This window comes from Cylindrospermopsis sp. CR12 (assembly GCF_001432185.1).
Lineage (GTDB): Bacteria > Cyanobacteriota > Cyanobacteriia > Cyanobacteriales > Nostocaceae > Raphidiopsis > Raphidiopsis raciborskii.
This window is the reverse complement of record NZ_LMVE01000121.1, coordinates 1-19,323: the sequence shown is the minus strand read 5'-3', so window position 1 is coordinate 19,323 and position 19,323 is coordinate 1. Positions and strand designations below refer to the sequence as shown.

The 19,323-nt window shown below is 40.3% G+C and carries 19 protein-coding genes, 1 tRNA gene and 1 pseudogene; 11 read left to right on the top strand and 10 right to left on the bottom strand.

Annotated elements, in window-relative coordinates; genetic code table 11:
* Positions 1-119: 119 nt before the first annotated feature.
* Positions 120-2,138: a GspE/PulE family protein gene (locus ASL19_RS13825; RefSeq protein WP_057178780.1), complete on the bottom strand. Its 2,019-nt coding sequence runs from the start codon at positions 2,136-2,138 to the stop codon at positions 120-122.
* A 319-nt stretch (positions 2,139-2,457) separates the two neighbouring features.
* Here ASL19_RS13825 and grpE point away from each other — a divergent pair, with 319 nt between their 5' ends.
* The 4 genes from grpE (at position 2,458) to rsgA (ending at position 5,904) form a co-directional block, all read left to right on the top strand.
* Complete coding sequence (gene grpE, locus ASL19_RS13820) at positions 2,458-3,153, top strand: nucleotide exchange factor GrpE (RefSeq protein WP_369806407.1); 696 nt, start codon at positions 2,458-2,460, stop codon at positions 3,151-3,153.
* A 284-nt stretch (positions 3,154-3,437) separates the two neighbouring features.
* Positions 3,438-4,568 carry a molecular chaperone DnaJ gene (gene dnaJ / locus ASL19_RS13815; protein WP_006276280.1) on the top strand — a complete coding sequence of 377 codons (1,131 nt, stop codon included), beginning with the start codon at positions 3,438-3,440 and terminating at the stop codon, positions 4,566-4,568.
* Positions 4,569-4,577: 9 nt separating this feature from the next.
* The gene (locus ASL19_RS13810) at positions 4,578-4,820 is read left to right on the top strand and encodes a sulfurtransferase TusA family protein (RefSeq protein ID WP_057178779.1); all 243 of its coding nucleotides are present in this window, start codon (positions 4,578-4,580) and stop codon (positions 4,818-4,820) included.
* A gap of 25 nt (positions 4,821-4,845) precedes the next feature.
* Entirely contained in the window at positions 4,846-5,904 is a 1,059-nt protein-coding gene (gene rsgA, locus ASL19_RS13805) for a small ribosomal subunit biogenesis GTPase RsgA (protein WP_006276278.1), read from the top strand.
* Here the strand turns inward: rsgA and ASL19_RS13800 are convergent.
* From ASL19_RS13800 to ASL19_RS13785, 4 genes are all read right to left on the bottom strand, one after another.
* Positions 5,905-5,976, bottom strand: a tRNA-Asn gene (locus tag ASL19_RS13800).
* A 109-nt stretch (positions 5,977-6,085) separates the two neighbouring features.
* Positions 6,086-6,634, bottom strand: coding sequence for an NYN domain-containing protein (locus tag ASL19_RS13795; protein ID WP_006276277.1), 549 nt, complete (start codon positions 6,632-6,634; stop codon positions 6,086-6,088).
* Between the two features lie 114 nt (positions 6,635-6,748).
* Positions 6,749-7,414 (bottom strand): energy-coupling factor ABC transporter ATP-binding protein, encoded by a 666-nt coding sequence (locus tag ASL19_RS13790; RefSeq protein WP_057178778.1) that lies wholly within the window; start codon positions 7,412-7,414, stop codon positions 6,749-6,751.
* Between the two features lies 1 nt (position 7,415).
* Positions 7,416-7,703: a hypothetical protein gene (locus ASL19_RS13785; RefSeq protein WP_057178777.1), complete on the bottom strand. Its 288-nt coding sequence runs from the start codon at positions 7,701-7,703 to the stop codon at positions 7,416-7,418.
* A 306-nt stretch (positions 7,704-8,009) separates the two neighbouring features.
* On the opposite strand from ASL19_RS13785, the gene psbD reads away from it, so the two are divergent.
* Positions 8,010-9,065, top strand: a complete 1,056-nt coding sequence (psbD, locus tag ASL19_RS13780) for a photosystem II D2 protein (photosystem q(a) protein) (protein ID WP_006276274.1) — start codon at positions 8,010-8,012, stop codon at positions 9,063-9,065.
* Positions 9,066-9,138: 73 nt separating this feature from the next.
* Here the strand turns inward: psbD and ASL19_RS13775 are convergent, their stop codons facing one another.
* On the bottom strand, positions 9,139-10,572 hold the full coding sequence (locus ASL19_RS13775) for a phospholipase D-like domain-containing protein (RefSeq protein ID WP_057178776.1): 1,434 nt from the start codon (positions 10,570-10,572) through the stop codon (positions 9,139-9,141).
* Positions 10,573-10,705: 133 nt separating this feature from the next.
* Between ASL19_RS13775 and ASL19_RS13770 the strand changes: the two genes are divergently transcribed.
* The 5 genes from ASL19_RS13770 to chlG all read left to right on the top strand — a co-directional run bounded on the left by ASL19_RS13770 (position 10,706) and on the right by chlG (position 14,894).
* On the top strand, positions 10,706-11,854 hold the full coding sequence (locus tag ASL19_RS13770) for a cysteine desulfurase family protein (protein WP_057178775.1): 1,149 nt from the start codon (positions 10,706-10,708) through the stop codon (positions 11,852-11,854).
* A gap of 119 nt (positions 11,855-11,973) precedes the next feature.
* Complete coding sequence (locus ASL19_RS13765) at positions 11,974-12,210, top strand: hypothetical protein (protein WP_100068143.1); 237 nt, start codon at positions 11,974-11,976, stop codon at positions 12,208-12,210.
* 249 nt (positions 12,211-12,459) lie between these two features.
* Positions 12,460-12,654 carry a DUF2862 domain-containing protein gene (locus ASL19_RS13760; RefSeq protein WP_006276269.1) on the top strand — a complete coding sequence of 65 codons (195 nt, stop codon included), beginning with the start codon at positions 12,460-12,462 and terminating at the stop codon, positions 12,652-12,654.
* Positions 12,655-12,728: 74 nt separating this feature from the next.
* Positions 12,729-13,829 carry an ArsA family ATPase gene (locus ASL19_RS13755; protein ID WP_057178773.1) on the top strand — a complete coding sequence of 367 codons (1,101 nt, stop codon included), beginning with the start codon at positions 12,729-12,731 and terminating at the stop codon, positions 13,827-13,829.
* 18 nt (positions 13,830-13,847) lie between these two features.
* Positions 13,848-14,894: a chlorophyll synthase ChlG gene (gene chlG, locus ASL19_RS13750; RefSeq protein WP_057178772.1), complete on the top strand. Its 1,047-nt coding sequence runs from the start codon at positions 13,848-13,850 to the stop codon at positions 14,892-14,894.
* Positions 14,895-14,896: 2 nt separating this feature from the next.
* Here chlG and ASL19_RS13745 read toward each other — a convergent pair whose 3' ends face one another.
* Both ASL19_RS13745 and ASL19_RS13740 read right to left on the bottom strand, forming a co-directional pair.
* Positions 14,897-16,225, bottom strand: a complete 1,329-nt coding sequence (locus ASL19_RS13745) for an APC family permease (RefSeq protein ID WP_057178771.1) — start codon at positions 16,223-16,225, stop codon at positions 14,897-14,899.
* A 20-nt stretch (positions 16,226-16,245) separates the two neighbouring features.
* Positions 16,246-17,328, bottom strand: coding sequence for a 4-oxalomesaconate tautomerase (locus ASL19_RS13740; protein ID WP_057178770.1), 1,083 nt, complete (start codon positions 17,326-17,328; stop codon positions 16,246-16,248).
* Between the two features lie 31 nt (positions 17,329-17,359).
* Between ASL19_RS13740 and ASL19_RS13735 the strand changes: the two genes are divergently transcribed.
* Positions 17,360-17,638, top strand: a complete 279-nt coding sequence (locus tag ASL19_RS13735) for a hypothetical protein (RefSeq protein WP_057178769.1) — start codon at positions 17,360-17,362, stop codon at positions 17,636-17,638.
* Between the two features lie 20 nt (positions 17,639-17,658).
* On the opposite strand, the gene ASL19_RS13730 is transcribed toward ASL19_RS13735, so the two are convergent.
* Entirely contained in the window at positions 17,659-18,954 is a 1,296-nt protein-coding gene (locus tag ASL19_RS13730) for a vWA domain-containing protein (RefSeq protein WP_057178768.1), read from the bottom strand.
* Positions 18,955-19,003: 49 nt separating this feature from the next.
* Positions 19,004-19,323 (bottom strand): annotated as a pseudogene (locus ASL19_RS13725) (hypothetical protein); the annotation flags it as partial.

Below are 19,323 nucleotides of genomic sequence, written 5' to 3'. Positions count from 1 at the left end.
TATGGAACTTCTATTTAGATGCTTAGATGCAGCATAAATTCAATCGGGATGGGGGAAGTTCTGTCATCCGGAAATATGCTTTTATTTCCCAACAGCTCTAATGTATAATAGGAGATTTCTTAATTAATTAATCTGGGGGTCAAACAATAAGGACAATCTAACCACTCTGGTTTTAGGGTAGCATCACAACATTGACATGTGAGACTATTCTGTCGTGAGACTTTTAATTCCCTATCTGTATATACCACCCGCTCCACTTCTTCTAAGGTCGTTATACCTTGACGAACTAGATTGAGACTATAACCCAATAGGGTTATCATTCCCTCTTCTAAAGCTGCTTCTTTAATTTTGGCTGTGTCAGCTTCTTGATTAATTAAACTTTGTATTTTTTGCGTAATTGTCATAACTTCATACACTCCACAACGCCCTTTGTAGCCAGTACCATAACAGTTAGGACAAATTTTGATTTTATTTGGGCTTTTTCCTATTAGTTCTGATGATATGGTATTAGCTTTATAGAAAATGACATTGCCTTCTTGCGCTAGGGATAAACCATATCTCCCTAGTTCTTGAACTGTAGGAGTATAGGGAATTCGACATGTGGGACACAGTCTACGCACTAACCTCTGGGCTAATACACCAATTAGAGAACTAGAAATCATAAATGGTTCAATACCCATTTCTAGCAAGCGGGCGATCGCTCCTGCAGCATCTATAGTATGCAAGGTAGTGAATACTAGATGTCCGGTTAGTGCTGCTTCAATTGCAGTTTTCGCAGTTTCCCCATCTCGTGTTTCTCCCACCAATAACACGTCTGGGTCTTGTCGCAGAAAAGCTCGCAGAACTGTGGTAAAGTCTAATCCCTTTTCTCTGATTACCTGTACTTGAGTCAGTCCCGGTAAACTGTATTCTACGGGATCTTCAACTGTACTAATATTAATTCCCGGATCATTTAATTCTGCTAGAGCAGAATATAAGGAGGTAGTTTTTCCAGAACCGGTTGGACCTGTAACTAAAATTAAACCTAGGGGTTTATGAATAATATTTTTAAATACCTGCAAAGTATGGGGATCAGTAATTATCTGATCTAGGGGTAATTTAGTGGAGGAATTGTCTAAAATCCTCAGACAGATTTTTTCTCCGTAGCGGTTGGGTAAGGTGCTGACTCGGATATCTACCTTTCTACCATCAAATACTCTGCGAATTCTGCCATCTTGGGGCAATCTTTTTTCGGCGATATCTAGATTGGAGATAATTTTAATTCGCGCGGTAACTGCAGGAATAATATGTTTGGGAATGGGGGGAATAGATTCCGATTCCCGCAGTACCCCATCGTTGCGAAACCGAATTCGTAAATATTCTTCTTGAGGTTCAACGTGAATATCTGAAGCACTATCTCGCAGGGCTAAAAAGAGAATTTTATTCACAAGATTAATAATTGGCTCATCTTGAGCTTCTCTCATGGCTACTGTCAAATCTAGATCTCCTTCTTCTAGTCTCTGCTCCATAACCTCAAGACTTAAACTTTCTAGGTCTTGGCTAATATCTGTGAATTGAGTTTGCTCTTTTTCTCTTGCTTCTTTGATTACTTCATCTGTGTATTGATTAATTAATATTTCGTAATCTTCTGCGGCAATTACTAGACGTTTAAACTGCCAGTTTGGCGGTTGTAATATCCTATTAAGGTAATCACATGCTGCTAAATTATCTGGCTCAACCATTGCTACTAACACCTGGGGTGGATTCTGATTTTCTTCCTTTCCTAATGGTAATAATCCATAACTACGACAAATATCTATTGGTATTAAACTCTCGGTCAATTCTCTGATAATATTCCAGTTCATTTGACTGACTTCTGGGTCTATATATTCTACACCATATAGTATTTTTAATTCAAATAAATGCTGTTTTTTACATTCTCTGATTAACTGGGGATCTAACTTCCCTCTGGCTATAGATTGTAAAACATCTGTTAATACTTTCCCAGATTCAAGACTTTCCATCACGGCCAGTTTCATCTGTTCCCTATGAATATGACCAGATTTAACTAGTTTGTTTACTAAGTTGTTCAGTACGGGAAGAGTGTTAGTTTGACTAGCACTAGTTTTGTCTAAACGTTTTTTAACTGAGTAAGTCATGGTAAGGTATACTAGTTTATATTTTTACTATTTTTAGCTTTTTTACCGAAATAAAGGATCCTACTTTAGAAACATTATATACTATACTTGTAACAGTGTAGTTTTTACATCCATATTATTATTATTCTTCTTATCCTCTATCTTTGCTTAAAACACATTGCCATATCTAAATAGCAATTGTATAATGTCCAAGTGGTGGTGGTTGAACAGACTCCCCCCGCAAAATATACAAATAGTCAAAACGGGCAAAATTATCGTGTCGTCGCGACTTGGGATTTTTGTCCGATTTTTAGGTGAATTAAGTAAACCATATTATTTAGTGATTGGAAGAACCAATAGAGGTAAAGCAATGACAAGCGAGTACCCAACCGGGATCAATTCTCAAGAATCTGACAGCACCGTGAGTGACCATCAACCTGCGGATGTCAATTTGTCGGAACAATCCACTGTAAGCGAGGAAAATGGTGTCCCTACAGTGGAAGAAGTAGTAAATAGGGATCTAATTACTCAACTGACTCAACAAAATCAGTCTCTAAAGGTTCAACTTGAGGAACGTAGTTCTCAGTACATGCGAATTGCAGCAGATTTTGACAACTATCGCAGACGGATCTCCAAAGAAAAAGAAGACACAGAAACACAGGTGAAAAGAAATACAATTATGGAGTTGTTACCTGTGGTGGATAACTTTGAGCGAGCAAGGGCACACCTTAAACCACAAGATGATGGCGAGATGACAATACATAAGAGTTATCAAGGAGTTTATAAACAGTTGGTAGATTCCTTGAAAAAAATGGGAGTGTCACCCATGCGTCCTGAAGGTCAGGAATTTGACCCAAATCTCCATGAAGCAGTTATGCGAGAACAGACAAGCGAGCATCCAGAAGGAACTGTTTTAGAAGAGTTGGTTCGTGGCTATTTTTTAGGCGATCGCGTGCTACGTCATGCCATGGTGAAGGTAGCTGCTGCCATAGAAGATACAGTTACGGAAGAAAAAGACCAGTCAGATCAAGATTAGATATAGTAAGTCAACCCGGAGATTACCACCTATCTCCGGGGGAACAGGTGACGGATTTCCACACCTACTGGTACGGTTACTTCCTGTAAGAGGTGGGCTGGTTTTTGTCACGGTAGGTAGCACAATTATAATATGGAAGATTCAATGTTGCACCTATCAATAACTTTCGCGAAAGACCGATTATAGGTTATGGTTAAGGTGTAATAAGTTCATTAACAAAAATTAACTATTGTCCGTCTGAATTCCAATTTTGCTCTCTTAGTTCTTACTCTTAACCGTAGTATATGGCCCGCGACTATTATGAAATCCTAGGTGTCTCCCGTGATGCCGACAAAGAACAAATTAAACAAGCTTATCGCCGTCAAGCCCGGAAGTATCACCCAGATGTGAATAAAGAACCGGGGGCGGAAGAAAAGTTCAAAGAGATTAATCGTGCTTATGAGGTTTTATCAGAAGCGGACACGCGAGAGCGCTATAACCGATTTGGGGAAGCTGGAGTATCGGGTGCTGCTGGATTCCAGGACATGGGGGATGCTGGGGGATTTGCCGACATATTTGAAAGCATTTTTAGTGGTTTTGCTGGGGGAATGGGGGGACCTGCTCAACAGCAAAGGCGACGGGGTGGACCGGTTCGTGGTGATGATCTCCGATTAGACCTGAAGTTGGAATTTCGGGAAGCAGTGTTTGGTGGGGAAAAGGAAATTCGTATTGCCCATCAGGAGAGCTGTGAGGTGTGTGGTGGAACAGGGGCCAAACCAGGAACCCGTCCCCGCACCTGTAGTACATGTAGCGGATCTGGTCAGGTGCGCCGCGTGACTAGGACACCCTTTGGCAGTTTTACTCAAGTTTCTACTTGTCCTACTTGTAATGGAACAGGCTCAGTTATAGAAGATAAGTGTGAGTCCTGTGATGGTAAGGGAATGAAGCAGGTAACTAAGAAGCTGAAAGTGACAATTCCCGCAGGTGTGGATAACGGAACCCGTCTGCGCATTTCTCAAGAAGGAGATTCTGGTCAGCGGGGTGGTCCAGCAGGGGACTTATATGTTTATCTGTTTGTTAATGATGATGAGGAGTTTCAACGGGATGGAATTAACATTCTTTCGGAGTTGAAAATTAGCTATCTACAGGCAATTTTGGGTTGTCGAATAGATGTGAATACTGTGGATGGTCCGGTGGAGTTAACTATCCCCCCAGGGACTCAACCCAACACAGTGATGAAACTTGAAAATCGGGGAGTACCTCGGTTGGGTAATGCGGTAAGTCGAGGGGATCATCTGCTGACAGTGTTAATTGATATTCCTACCAAGGTCACTCCCGAGGAACGAGAACTACTGGAAAAATTGGCTAAGATTAAGGGAGACCGCACCGGTAAGGGTGGTTTGGAAGGTTTCTTAGGTAATCTATTTAAAGCATGAGGTGTGAACATGAGCTTGTCTACCCCTGATGACCAATTAGATTTACGTGGAACCCCTTGTCCTATTAATTTTGTACGGACGAAGTTGTGCCTAGAACAAATGTCTGATGGCAGTTTACTCGAGGTTTGGCTGGATCCGGGTGAACCAATTGAGCAGGTTCCCGACAGCCTGACCATGGCTGGGTTTCATGTAGAAAATATTACTGACAAATCTGAGTATTTTTCCTTATTAGTACGTCGTCCCCTAGTCTGATGATATCATTAAACTTTATGAGATTATGACAGGAGATAGGATTGCTACCAATCAAGAATTGGTGGGTACGGTGTTGGCTGTGCAGGCCAATTTTTACCGTGTGCAGTTACAGGGGGGACTAATTCCCACTCTCCTGTGCACTCGCAGAACCAGATTGAAGAAAATTGGTCAGCAGGTAATGGTGGGAGATCAGGTACTGGTGGAAGAACCTGACTGGATGGGGGGAAGAGGTGCGATCGCTGATGTTTTACCACGAAAAACTGAATTGGATAGACCAGCGATCGCCAATGTAAATCAAATTCTCTTAGTTTTTGCACTTGCGGATCCTCCTTTGGAACCTGTGCAGTTAAGTAGATTTTTAATTAAGGGCGAGTCTACAGGTATAGATCTTCGGTTATGTTTAAATAAATGTGACTTAATCAAAGAGGATGAAAGAAGAGCAATTAGCGATCGCTTAGAGAGTTGGGGATACAAGCCAATTTTTTTGAGCGTCCAAGAGGGTATGAATATTGAGGAAGCTAGGGAATATTTAAAAAATAAAATCACGGTAATTGCTGGTCCTTCTGGTGTGGGGAAGTCCAGTTTGATTAACCAATTAATTCCCCAGGGAAACTTGAGGGTGGGAAAGGTTTCTGGTAAGTTGGCCCGTGGTCGTCATACCACTCGTCACGTAGAATTGTTTGAGTTACCCAATGGTGGTTTACTAGCAGACACACCAGGGTTTAATCAACCAGATTTAGGTTTTGCTCCAGAAGAGTTAATCTACTATTTTCCCGAAGGTAGAAAATTCTTAGAGAAGGGGAGTTGTCGATTTAGTGATTGTTTACATCGAGACGAACCAGGTTGTATAGTCAACAATGATTGGGAAAGATATGAATACTACCTGGAATTTTTGCAAGAGGCGATCGCCTACCAAACCATTTGTCAACAGCAGTCTGACCCTGAGTCCACCCTAAAATTAAAGACTAAAGGTCAGGGTGAGAATCACTACGAGCCAAAACTAGAAAGCAAGAAATATCGACGGGTTTCCCGTAGGGTGCAGGTACAGAACCTCCACCATTGGTATACAGAAAACCAGGAATAACTCCCCAGGCCGGATTCGAACCAGCGACCAATCGATTAACAGTCGATCGCTCTACCGCTGAGCTACTGAGGAAAACTCATCATCTTTAATAATATTAAACCAACATTCAGACAATGTCAAGTACCTCGGCGAGAATTTTTTCATTGATTTGCCAATTTTGTTTTTGGACCACCAACCAGGCCTAGAGACCCATTCTTAGACGAATTAACTTTTGTCTAGCTTCATCATTTATAGAATGGGATAAAAATCTACCCTTAGATTTTTTTTGTGATTGGTGTTGATTACGCATCTGACAAACCTTTGCTTCTACCTGGTTACATAATTGTCTGGCTGATAACCACTCCGCACCATAGCCTTGAACTACTAACTGTTGAGCCCGGTCTGAAGTGGCTACAATTACGCGAGAAACTAAACATTGTGCAACTTGGTGACGTAGACCCGCACAAACCTTTTCGATATAAGTATCAGCAGTTTGTCCAAACTCTGTATAGTGGACAGTGAGGAAATCAGTAATCATTTCCCTATTGCTAGGGGTGTTCTGATAATGGGCGTCAAAAACTATATGAGACTCATATCCTTCAAACGCGCTGTAGTTGGTGATTAGTTCCACCAAATGGTCGCGAGCTGCTTCCATACTAGAATCATCACGGGTTTTTTTGAGACAAGGCCATGAGCCTATAATGTTGTAGCCATCCACCAGTAGAATGGATGGAATAGTAGAAGGGGGCATGGTTTCTAATCACAATTACTAAAATAGACAAAAATCATCCATAAGATTCATAGTAATTGAAGAATTGAAGCAATGCTGATTACACCATGCTACAGAGAACAAAAAAATCTGCTTTCATTGGGATCCGGTTAACCGCTGTTTCAGGAGTTCCGGATCCCCAGCTGCTACTAAAACCCCCTGCTCCAATAAAAAAGCACCATCACAATAATTTAACTCCTCTAGTCTATGGGTAACCCACAGAGCGGCAATAGACCGAGTTTTGACTAATTGACGCACAGTCGTCACCAACTCTAATTGACTATCAGGGTCTAATAAAGCGGTGGGTTCATCCAATAATAAAACTTCACAGTGACGAGCGATCGCTCCAGCAATAGCCACACGCTGTTTCTGTCCACCAGAAAGGGCATAAATAGGTCTGCGTTGCACAGATAGCAAATTAACAGCTTGCAAAGCCTCCTCTACTCTGGCCTTAACCATAGAAGTAGAAAGTTTTTCCGGAACCAGTCCAAAAGCCACATCAGCTCCCACAGTAGGCATAACTAACTGGTGATCGGGATTTTGGAAGACAAAACCCAGAGGAGATAAAATGTCAATCCTACCGGATTGTGGAACTAATAGACCGGCAATTAACCTCAAAAGAGTTGACTTCCCACTACCATTAGTCCCTAAAAGCATCCAAAATTCACCTTTAGGGACAGTAAGAGAGCAAGATTTAATTGCCTGCTCTCCATTAGGCCAAAAGAAGTTTAAATGTTCAACTTCGATGCCTGATGATGTCATCTTATACCTGAGTTTCCTCCTTAACGGTAAAGGCGGCAAACCCGGGAAGCTTACCACTACTACTAGCAACACCATCCTTTTGGAGGATTTGTACTCCCGAAATTTCACTGGCTAGGACAGCAATTTTCTTTTCAGTTTTGCCCTCACACTTAAGTTCCACAATAGCGGGACTGCCAGATCCCATAGCCGCCAAAATCAGTTGGTAAACAGCTTCAGCATCTTCCGCTGATTTACGCTGTACTGACATAGAGAAGGCGGTGTTTCTAATGCTTATGTCGATAGTAAACATTTACAAATAATTAAATTTGACTGATCGTAGGAACTATTCTAACCTGTTCAGAGCCATCCTACCGCTCTTCTGTCAGGGGAAAAATTAAAAAAAATTAAGGAAAATTAAAAAAAATTAAAAAAAACTAAAAAAAACTTATTACCCCTAGAAAAATTAGAGATTTGCACTTATGATAATTTACAGACAGTAAAAAATTGTAAACTGGACAGCTCAGTTAAAAGTCTGCTTGGGGAAGGTTGTATGATAACTATCTGCACGCTTCTACGGGCTTTCTAGAATCGTAATTATAAAATACGGAGATTTTCCATGACTATTGCAGTTGGACGCGCCCCTTCCAGAGGGTGGTTTGACGTATTAGATGACTGGTTGAAGCGCGATCGCTTTGTATTTGTAGGTTGGTCAGGAGTATTACTATTCCCCTGTGCCTTCCTAGCATTAGGCGGTTGGTTAACCGGTACTACTTTCGTTACATCTTGGTATACCCATGGTTTAGCCTCCTCCTACTTAGAAGGAGCTAACTTCTTGACAGTAGCAGTATCCACCCCTGCAGACAGTATGGGACACTCCCTATTATTTCTATGGGGTCCAGAAGCTCAAGGTGATTTTACCCGCTGGTGTCAACTAGGTGGTTTGTGGCCCTTTGTTGCTTTACATGGTGCCTTTGGACTAATTGGCTTCATGTTGCGTCAATTTGAAATTGCTAGACTAGTAGGTATTCGTCCTTATAATGCTCTGGCATTTTCCGGTCCGATTGCCGTATTTGTCAGCGTTTTCTTGATGTACCCCTTGGGACAATCCAGCTGGTTCTTTGCACCTAGTTTTGGCGTAGCAGCCATATTCCGGTTCCTATTATTCCTCCAAGGTTTCCACAACTGGACCTTAAACCCCTTCCACATGATGGGTGTAGCAGGAATCTTAGGTGGAGCTTTACTATGTGCTATCCATGGTGCAACAGTAGAAAACACCCTATTTGAAGATGGCGAAGGTTCCAACACCTTCCCCGCATTCAATCCTACCCAATCAGAAGAAACCTACTCCATGGTGACAGCAAACCGTTTCTGGTCACAGATTTTCGGGATTGCTTTTTCCAACAAGCGCTGGTTACACTTCTTCATGTTGTTTGTACCCGTTACCGGATTGTGGATGAGTGCTGTAGGGATTGTAGGTTTAGCATTAAACCTGCGAGCTTATGACTTCGTATCCCAAGAATTACGGGCAGCAGAAGACCCAGAGTTTGAAACATTCTATACCAAGAACATTTTATTAAACGAGGGTATCCGAGCTTGGATGGCGCCTCAAGACCAACCTCATGAACAGTTTGTCTTCCCAGAGGAAGTATTGCCACGTGGTAATGCTCTGTAAGATGTTCATAATTCAATAATCTATTCAATAAACTCCATCTCTATCTTTATCAACAAGATAGAGATTTTTTTTGTTAAAGATTTTTACCTTGTGTTTCTACTGGCAAACATTCTTGTATTTCCTGGTCTATTTTAGCTTTGATTGTGGAAGGTAATTCTAGCTTAATAGTTTGGTAAAGACGATGGAATTCCCTTTGAAAATGTGCTGCTACCGTGGGATTTTCCACAATAATTAAACTTTCATCATTATTATGATTTGCAGCTTCTGACCAGTTATGAGAACCAGTAATTACAATTTGGTGGTCAATAACCGCAAACTTGTGGTGTAGTACGTCTCCTGGTAATAAACTGGGTACTCCTACTGTGGTAATAGGATTTTGCCAGGGGCGATTATCCTTTTCATATTTACAGTTATCACTAATAGATATACCCATCATATCTAAAGCTTCACTGTAGTAGCGGTGAGCAAATTGAGCATCTATTAAAGCTCGGATCTTAACATTTTGATTATGGCGATTTTCCAAGATGTTGGCAATTTTTTGGTCAGAAAAAACAAATAATGCCATATCTATATTTTCCACTGCCATATTGAGAGTTTTACCAATTAATCCATTAGTAGACTTACTCCAGATTTGGGTACGGGAAAGAGGGGAAAACTTTACGGTTATTTGGCTATTACCTGCGGTAATCTTTTGCCACGGACGTTGAGGTTTTTGTAGTCCGAATTTACTATCTAATTTACCTCCTGGTCCATCGCCCCACATAATGTTAAATTCTTGGGTGAATAAATTGGCCAATTCTGGACTGTCAATTTTCACTAAGTTATTAGCATTCCCTAAACTCTGGAGATTATTCACATCTCCAAAAGTATCACTAGGGGTGAAATTGGCAGAACTAATAATTACCAATTTACTATCTATAACCATAAACTTATGGTGCATTAAACCACTACCTTTAGAACCATCAGCAGTATCATCTATCCAAGGAATTTGGCTATTTTGAATCATGGCTATGGCATCTCGTTGTTTAATTTCTTCAGAGGTAATTTTCCCGTCCTTATTAATATCTATAAGGGATCTCAAGGTTTGCTGTTTGTTCTTCTCTCTCCAAGGTAAGTTTTGCACCATCCTAGAGTTTAGATCTTGCCAAGGAAGAGAATACTGGTTTTCTAAGATTAACCTAATTTCCACACCAGCTCGTTGTTTTTCTATTAATGCTTGGGCAATTTTTGGTAATCTTAATTCCTGCACAGCTACATCTATGGTGGATTTTGCTTGTAAAATGCTATGGATGATTTGTTTTTCTAAATCATCCCCTAAACGGGTTTGCAAACGGTAGCTTTCTTGATATTCTGAAGATTGGGCATGATTGAAGTAAACTTGAATCAATGGATCCTGGGGTAGGGGTGGTAAAAGCTGACGGGAGGATGGTATTTTTTGACAACCACTGATGGTGGAAAAAAATAAGAGGATATAAAACGAATTTTTCAACTTAGATGGTATGCACATAGTCAGCTGATAAAATTTTTAAAAACATTCCTAAAGCCATTTTTAAAAACAAGCAACACTGTTATACAATATGTTATTATAAGACAACGCAGCACTTCTGGCCACCTTTCCCCCCACTATTAATGCTAATGCTATGCAAATTTATTTAGATTACAGTGCAACTACTCCAACCCGCCCAGAAGCCATTGCCATAATGGAATCAGTGCTAAAAGAACAATGGGGTAACCCCTCCAGCTTGCACCAATGGGGTAATCGTGCAGCATTAATTTTGGAAACTGCCAGAATACAAGTAGCAGGGTTAATCAATGCTGTTCCAGAATCTATCATTTTTACTTCGGGGGGAACTGAATCAGACAATTTAGCAATTATGGGCGTGGCACAATATTATCACCAACCTCAACATATCATTATTTCCAGTGTAGAACACTCGGCAATTTCCGCACCCATAAGCATGCTGGAAAGTTGGGGTTGGCAGATTACCCGTTTACAAGTGGATAGAAAAGCTAGGGTCAATCCGGAAGATCTAAAGTTAGCTTTTAGGGATAACACTGTTCTAGTATCTATCATTTATGGACAAAGTGAAGTGGGTACGGTACAACCCATACTAGACCTGGCTAAAATAACTAAGTCAAACAATGTTTTATTTCATACTGATGCCGTACAAGTTGGCGGAAGATTACCATTAGATGTCAATAGTCTACCAGTAGATCTATTAAGCTTATCTAGTCATAAAATTTATGGTCCCTTGGGTGCAGGTGCTTTATATGTTCGTCCAGGGGTGCAGTTAATACCCCTACTAGGTGGAGGAGGTCAAGAGAATAATCTCCGCTCTGGTACACAAGCACTACCAGCTATAGCAGGTTTTGGGGTAGCTGCAAAATTGGCAGGTCAAGAACTGGAAATGGAAAGACCACGATTAATTCAGTTGCGCGATCGCCTATTTAGTAAGTTAGCACATACTCCGGGTTTAATTCCCACGGGGGACATGGTGGAAAGATTGCCACACCATGTTAGTTTTTGTATAGACTACGCAGACGGAGAAAGAATCAGTGGTAAGACTCTAGTACGTCAGTTAAATTTAGCTGGTATTGGTATTAGTGCGGGTGCAGCTTGTAATAGCGGCAAATTAACTCCCAGTCCAGTGTTAGTGGCTATGGGTTACGGTGGGAGATTGGCTTTAGGGGGAATTAGATTAACGATAGGGAAAGAAACCACAGTAGCGGATATTGATTGGACTGTTGTAGTCTTGCAGCAAATCTTACATAGATTGTTGAAATATTAACCAACCAGCATTTTCTGGATCATTTGTAGGTGCTTGATTTTTCTGGTTCATATTTTAGTTCAAGAATTAAGTATTTGATATATTATGGTTTTATTAATACCAGAGAAAAGGTTAAATCTATGACAGCCAAAGACTTGTTCAACAATCATGAGGACATTACTGACCCTCGCCACAAAAAAACCCATCAGTTTACTATCAGCGCTAAAGCTGAGAATGGAGAACTTTACACTGACTTAGATCATGGTCAGTGGAAAGCATCTATGGAGGCAATGTATCAACACAAGAATACTAAAATTGTCTTTGAAATGGGTGAAAAAAGCATGACTGCGACAATACAAGGCAGTTGGGAATGGTGATTGACACAGTTGGGTAGGCGTTCTGAACACCATTGCCAGTTTTTCCAAATATGTCTGAAACCCGATTGATATCCTTACCATTCTATTGGGTTTCATACTTCAACCCAACAAGCTACGTTCATCTTATATTTAATTCCACCCACCCAATTATTGCCTTCTGGAACCTCTAAAAATTTTCACGAAAATGCTGTCTGTAAATAAGGTACTAGATTCGGGTAAAATGAAGTCTGGACTATTGGAGTGTCACCTATGAAAGTTGGACAGGAAGTAAAAGTGTTTCGTTTGCGCGATCGCGTATCCTCTGCTATAGCTGAAAAATTAGGCAAGGTTGGTGTCATCGAGGATTATAAAATAACCGATGGTAATGGCGTGGGTTTTGTAGTTAAATTTGAGGATAAGAGCAGCACTTGGTTTTTTGAGGATGAACTCAAACCAGTCTCTTAAATATACTTCAAAGCATAAGCTAAAATTCCCTAGTTAGTGTTAAACTGGAGTTGACAGTATTTGGAAATTACGCGATGGCATTGATACTAACATTTTTAGGTAAAAACGGTATTGGTCGCAGCAAAATAGCGATCGCTGCGGCCCGGTTTTTGGCAAGTCAGGGAAAACGGGTACTTCTAGCAGGACTAGCGGATCCCACACTACCGATTTTATTAGGAACTAGTCTATCTGCAGATCCTGAACAAATTGCTCCTAATTTAGAAGCAGTGCAGTTTCAGGTCTCTGTTATGCTAGAGCGAAATTGGGAAGAGGTAAAAAAGCTAGAGGCACAATATCTACGTACGCCCATTATTCAAGACGTGTACGGACAGGAATTGGTAGTATTGCCAGGTATGGACAATGCTCTAGCGCTCAATGCTATTCGTGAATATGATGCCAGTGGTAAATATGACGTAATTATCTATGATGGTACTGGCGATATTTTTACCTTGAGGATGCTGGGAATGCCTGAATCTCTTAGCTGGTATATTCGACGTTTTCGTCAGTTGTTAGCCAATTCTGATTTAGGTAGGGCAATTTCTGAGTCACCCCTGATTCAACCGGTAATTACTAGCCTGTTTAATGTGAATTGGACTGCTGAAAATTTTGCTCAGCCAGCTAACCAAATCAATAACTTTCTTGATCAGGGGAAAGCAGCCTTAGCTGATCCTACTCGTGTCTGTGGCTTTTTAGTGACAACAGCAGACTCTATTGATGTAGCCAATGCCCGTTATCTTTGGGGGACTGCCCAACAAGTTGGTTTAACTGTTGGGGGAATAATTCTCTTATCTGCCGATACAAGCAATAATTTATCCACAGAGTTTGCTCCCTTACCCGTTAGTATGGTTCCCGATATATGCTCGGGAAACTGGCAACCAATGATTGATGCTTTACCAAACTTTGTTGAACATGCAGCTAAGGCTCCTAAGCCGATAGAAATAGACGTACATAATAAACAGGTACGACTGTTTTTACCAGGATTTGACAAAAAACAGGTGAAACTAACTCAATCTGGTCCGGAGGTGACGATAGAAGCAGGAGACCATCGCCGCAATATCTTTTTACCCCCAGCACTTAGTGGTAAACCCATTACCGGAGCTAAGTTTCAAAATAGTTATTTGATTATTTCTTTTTAAAAAGATTAAGTAGGTCTTATGTCTGAATCCGCCCCTATAAATCACAATTCTCAGCCCCCAACAGTGGAATCCATAAATCAAGAATCCATAGATACAGAAAATTCAGGAGAACGCACATCTAAAACTCGTCAACTTTTAGGAATGAAAGGTGCAGCATCCGGAGAAACATCCATCTGGAAAATTCGGTTACAGTTGATGAAACCTATTACCTGGATTCCCTTAATTTGGGGCGTGGTCTGTGGTGCAGCTTCTTCTGGTAACTACAGCTGGAGCTTAGAAAATGTTTTGAAAGCAGCACTTTGTATGTTACTTTCAGGTCCCTTACTAACTGGTTACACCCAAACCATTAATGATTATTATGACCGAGAAATAGATGCTATCAATGAACCTTACCGCCCAATTCCTTCCGGAGCAATTTCTGAAAAACAAGTAGTTAGTCAGTTTGTAATTTTATTATTATTGGGCTATGGAGTTGCTTATATTTTAGATATATGGGCGGGTCACACATTCCCTAATGTTTTGATGCTGTCGCTTTTTGGCTCTTTCGTTGCCTATATTTATTCAGCTCCTCCATTAAAATTAAAACAAAATGGTTGGTTGGGTAACTATGCTTTAGGTGCTAGTTATATTGCCTTACCTTGGTGGGCGGGTCATGCTTTATTTGGTGAATTAAATTGGAAAATTGTGGTTCTTACCCTATTTTACAGTTTGGCTGGTTTGGGGATTGCTATTGTCAATGACTTTAAAAGTGTGGAAGGCGATCGCCAGTTAGGTTTAAATTCATTACCGGTGATGTTTGGCATTCAAACTGCGGCTCTAATTTGTGTGGTGATGATAGATGTATTCCAAGGTTTAGTAGCAGGTTATCTAGTCAGCATTCATGAAAATCTATATGCGGCAATTTTGGCATTATTAATCATTCCCCAAATTACTTTCCAGGATATGTATTTCCTAAGAGATCCTATCGGTAATGATGTGAAATACCAGGCCAGTGCTCAACCGTTTCTAGTTTTGGGAATGCTAGTTACTGGTCTAGCACTGGGCCATGGGGGAGGTGTTATGTGATATTAGTCCTTGGTTATTAACTGAATATTCTCCGAGGTATAAAGCTGACGGAATATAAAACGCCAGATTAATCCCACAATGACTAATCCTAAACCAATTGTCCAATAATACCATTCAATACAGAAGGCTAACACTACTGAACTGCACAAAGAAAACCAAGATATCCACTTTGGATATAATCTTTCTTGATCCCCAATTTGTAATGCTGACAAACTGGTAATAAAACTGCGGTATAGTGCACCAAAAGTGCCAAAAGACCATGTTACCCTTACATCACCAATTAATACTAAAACCGCAATTGCAATACCCACAAAGATAACGGCAAATTCTGGTGTTGTTCCTGCAGTGTTCAGTTTGGCAAACAATTTAGGCATATCTCCCCTTCTTCCCATGGCTAAAAGTAATCGAGAAACGCCTAAAACAGTTGTTAGCAATATACTTAACATGGAAGTAATTGCACCTAAAGCCAATAGGTTAGAGACTAAAGGAATACCAAAACTATCAGCTACAGCCTTTAATGGAGCAGCGTTTGTTCTTGTCGCAGCAGCAAATGATTCTGCCCCAATGGAACCTAAACTAACCAGTGAAACACCAATGTACAGAACCATTGTTGTCACCACGGTGAAAATAATTGCCCTTGGTATACTTTTTTTAGGGTCAACAATTTCTTCGCTGACCATAGAAATCCGAGCAGCACCATTATAAGAAACAAACATCAGAGCTACCGATTGCAAGAAACTAGTTGCTCCCTGATAAGAGTTTATTCCCGAAAATGTTAATTTTCCCCAACCATGGGAAAAGCAGAAGAATAGACCTGCAGTAATTAAACCCAGTAAAGAAGCCATAGTGATTAAGACCACTACAATCGTTGATATCTGGGAACTGCGCATACCACCAAACACAATCAACGTAATAATAACTACAGCTATTTCCGCTACGGGGATTAAAATACCTGCATCAGCAAGACCAATATTGTTTAAAAGATAACCAGAAAATCCCAAAGCCGCTGTGGCGGCTACAGCAGTTTTACTTAGAAGATAGATCCAACCTCCTGTAAAACCTAACCAAGGAGTTAAGTATTTATAACCATATTCATAAATACCACCACTAACCGGATGGCTAACAGCCAGTTGAGCTAGATTAACACTATTACAAGCTCCTAATATTCCTGCTACTACTAAAGCAGCGATCGCTGTAGAACCAGAAATTTCTGCTACAACACCAATACTCACAAAAATCCCTGCACCAACTACTGAAGCTAGTCCCATAATAGCAGCGCTTAGCCAACTTAGCTCGCGCTTGAGTTGCATAGGATCATTTTCATTGGACATGATTTAACCTCTGAATCACTCTAAATTCGGCGAGTTGATACATAAACATTTCCCTCAAAAAGCAGTCTTACAGTTCGGATAATACCCGCACTTTCTACCTTCATTAGAGAACCATTACCACTTGTAATCAAAGAAATCTGAATTTGTCCGGAGGGATGCTCAACAATCACAATTTCGTTGCCAGAATTTGTTGAATTGGCGATCCCATCAGCAACAGAATCTTTCAGGAGACTACAGCAGCCAATACAAATTGCACCAGTTACCGCATGAGCGGTATGACAAACATCAGGTACAAAATAGCGAGATGTAATGGTTCCTCCTTGACGCGGGGGAGCAATGATGGACAGTTTAGGAATTACGCGATTGGTTACATCACCCAAGCCCATTCTTTCTCCAGCAATACGACGTATCGTTTCTATTTTAGCCAAAAATTGTTTATCAGCATCTAATTCTGCCTTAGTTTCATACCCAGTCTTACCGAGATCCTGATCTCTTGTAATCACCATAGGTATGGCCGCATCCATACAGGTAACCTCAATTCCCTCGATTTCTTCCCGACAATGGCCCGTTGGTAACAACTGACCGGTTTTAGATCCCACAACCTCCATAAAATTCATCACAACTGGTGCTGCTGCTCCTGGTACTCCGTCAATAGACGTGTTACCATCATACATAATTTCAGATTGGGGAGTTTGTACTACAGTTTCAACTAATGAATTGGTGTTTAAGTTGCGAATTTTCACCTTGGTTATGGGATCTAACGCTGAGACCAAACCTCTTTTAATAGCAGCATGAGCAACTGCGGCGGTCATGTTACCACAGGATGGGCTCCAGTCAATCAAATTCTGATTAATGCTAACCTGTCCAAAAAGAAAATCTATATCTGCCCAATCGTGATGAGATGGAGAGAAAATCACAACCTTACTAGTTAATGTTGTTGCACCCCCTATACCATCTATTTGTCTTTCATCTGGTGAACCCATAGTTGCCAAAATTATTTTGTCCCGGGTGGTATGGTCATCAGGTAGATCTCCAGACAAAAAAAATGGTCCACGGGATGTTCCACTGCGAAATAGTAGACAGGGTATCGCTAACTGATTCATTCTTAAAACCTACCTTACTTGAATTTTTACCATGTTAAATTTCTTTTCTGTTCTGATTCACATAATTAACAATCTACAACCATTATTAATCCCTATCTGCTTTGTGATGGCATGGAGTATAATTACCCTATTGGTAGTAAATTTGTGGACTGCAACTAAGGATACTGTACAAATTGCCCAAAAAATGCACCAGATCCCCTGTCCTAATTGTCAGTTCTTTACCAACAATTATCGTCTCAAATGCACGGTTAATCCTTACACAGCTAGTACCGAAGCAGCTATTGGTTGTAAGGACTATATTGGCAGTTAGGAAAAACAACCAAACTAGCACTAATTCGCTTGTACCTCACGTTTGAGATATTCTCCCCAGTAGTAAAAGGGAATTATTCCCCCAACTATTACAACGAACAGTATGGATATAACCATAAATAAACGATTTGCCAAAGGGAGCGATCGCCCAAATACAGGCATGATATATTCTACCAACTTTGACTCACCTTGACTGTTTTCATCCTTGACTCGTACCTGGACTTTATGTAAAGTTCCTCGTTCTGCATTGGGTTGGATATAGCTAATTTGGTATTCTCCTAATAGAGCGTTGAGAAACAATTGTAAATTCTCTGCTATTGCTTTCTCATCTCCAGAAAACTCTGCAATTCCACCGGTCAAATTAGCAATTTCTGCCAATCTTGTTTTATCGACAAATTCTGCTTCAGGAACCTTATTTGCATTAACATCTTGACGGGTAGCTGGACGGTTGAGTCCATATTTTACTCCCAATTGTTCTGGTGTTAATCCATATCCTAAAGTGTGTACAGTAATATTTTCATAATCTTTCAACAGGGATTTTAACTCACTAAAATCTCGATATTCATTCATAGCATTGTGATAGCCATCAGATAACAGGATGATTGATAGTCTTGGTTGGGGATCTGACGAATTTTCTGGTAGGGTAAAACGTGGATCTTCTGGATTACCTAAAAACTGCAAGGACTTCTTTAAAGGTTGATATAAATTGGTAGATCCACAAGGATTCAAAGTAGATAAATATTCCAAACTATTTTGCAGTTTAAAATCACTAGCTGATATAAATTTGTCCAATGTATCCTTATATACAGGGTATTCTGGACAATTTTTCCCTGCTTCACCAAAGGGAACTATGGAGATTTGCGTATCTCCTCCCCTCTCACTAGAAACTTTAGCAAATTGCCCAATTGCATTAATTGCACCTGTGATTTTCTTACTACCACCGCTATCCGTTTGATTCATGCTACCACTAAAATCTAGTAAAACAATAATCCACGCTGGGGGCGGTACTGTTTCTTCTGGACTTTTCCAGTCCTTGGGTTTAAATTTGAATTTTTTGCCATCCAGTTTTAACTCAAAATTATTTCTCTCTAAACCCATCACTGGTCTACTTTCTTCTCCTAACACTTTGATTTTAATGGTAACCCTATCATCTTTAATAGTAGGACTATCCACAATCTCAGCCTTTTTAATTCCCGCTAAAGTGGGACTAATTAAACTGCTCATTAAAAACAAAGATAGGGTCAGAGATTTGCCAATTAAACAAGTTTTTAAACGAAAATAACTCAATGTGTAATTTTTTTTAACTACATTCAACATTTCTACCTCCTAATATTGGGTTAGTGCTTCTTTCCATGGCTTATTATAATTAGCTTTTATCCGACTCATTTGACTCAAACTTTTTGGGAGATAATTTTAATAAGGATTGGTGAAAATCTTCAAAACAATCAACTTTGATTGCCAACTTTAGTAGCTCATCCAAAATTGGTAATACTGATATTGTGTCCACCCCTTTGGCAATTGTCTCTGGTATGTCACCCAATCGGGTTTTCAACACCAGTTTCACATAATCATGAGCTTTTTCTAATGTGCCAATTTCCTTGCCAATTTCCTTACCAATTTCCTTACCAATTTCCTTACCAATTTCCTTGCCAATTTCCTTACCAATTTCCTTACCAATTTCTATTC

What these genes read in the sequence shown, in the direction of transcription:
- ASL19_RS13825 (WP_057178780.1), bottom strand. Translation starts at nt 2,138, where the DNA reads ATGACTTACTCAGTTAAAAAACGTTTAGACAAAACTAGTGCTAGTCAA.
- dnaJ (WP_006276280.1), top strand. Translation starts at nt 3,438, where the DNA reads ATGGCCCGCGACTATTATGAAATCCTAGGTGTCTCCCGTGATGCCGAC.
- ASL19_RS13810 (WP_057178779.1), top strand. Translation starts at nt 4,578, where the DNA reads ATGAGCTTGTCTACCCCTGATGACCAATTAGATTTACGTGGAACCCCT.
- rsgA (WP_006276278.1), top strand. Translation starts at nt 4,846, where the DNA reads ATGACAGGAGATAGGATTGCTACCAATCAAGAATTGGTGGGTACGGTG.
- ASL19_RS13795 (WP_006276277.1), bottom strand. Translation starts at nt 6,634, where the DNA reads ATGCCCCCTTCTACTATTCCATCCATTCTACTGGTGGATGGCTACAAC.
- ASL19_RS13790 (WP_057178778.1), bottom strand. Translation starts at nt 7,414, where the DNA reads ATGACATCATCAGGCATCGAAGTTGAACATTTAAACTTCTTTTGGCCT.
- ASL19_RS13785 (WP_057178777.1), bottom strand. Translation starts at nt 7,703, where the DNA reads ATGTTTACTATCGACATAAGCATTAGAAACACCGCCTTCTCTATGTCA.
- psbD (WP_006276274.1), top strand. Translation starts at nt 8,010, where the DNA reads ATGACTATTGCAGTTGGACGCGCCCCTTCCAGAGGGTGGTTTGACGTA.
- ASL19_RS13775 (WP_057178776.1), bottom strand. Translation starts at nt 10,572, where the DNA reads ATGTGCATACCATCTAAGTTGAAAAATTCGTTTTATATCCTCTTATTT.
- ASL19_RS13770 (WP_057178775.1), top strand. Translation starts at nt 10,706, where the DNA reads ATGCAAATTTATTTAGATTACAGTGCAACTACTCCAACCCGCCCAGAA.
- ASL19_RS13765 (WP_100068143.1), top strand. Translation starts at nt 11,974, where the DNA reads ATGACAGCCAAAGACTTGTTCAACAATCATGAGGACATTACTGACCCT.
- ASL19_RS13760 (WP_006276269.1), top strand. Translation starts at nt 12,460, where the DNA reads ATGAAAGTTGGACAGGAAGTAAAAGTGTTTCGTTTGCGCGATCGCGTA.
- ASL19_RS13755 (WP_057178773.1), top strand. Translation starts at nt 12,729, where the DNA reads ATGGCATTGATACTAACATTTTTAGGTAAAAACGGTATTGGTCGCAGC.
- chlG (WP_057178772.1), top strand. Translation starts at nt 13,848, where the DNA reads ATGTCTGAATCCGCCCCTATAAATCACAATTCTCAGCCCCCAACAGTG.
- ASL19_RS13745 (WP_057178771.1), bottom strand. Translation starts at nt 16,225, where the DNA reads ATGTCCAATGAAAATGATCCTATGCAACTCAAGCGCGAGCTAAGTTGG.
- ASL19_RS13740 (WP_057178770.1), bottom strand. Translation starts at nt 17,328, where the DNA reads ATGAATCAGTTAGCGATACCCTGTCTACTATTTCGCAGTGGAACATCC.
- ASL19_RS13735 (WP_057178769.1), top strand. Translation starts at nt 17,360, where the DNA reads ATGTTAAATTTCTTTTCTGTTCTGATTCACATAATTAACAATCTACAA.
- ASL19_RS13730 (WP_057178768.1), bottom strand. Translation starts at nt 18,954, where the DNA reads ATGTTGAATGTAGTTAAAAAAAATTACACATTGAGTTATTTTCGTTTA.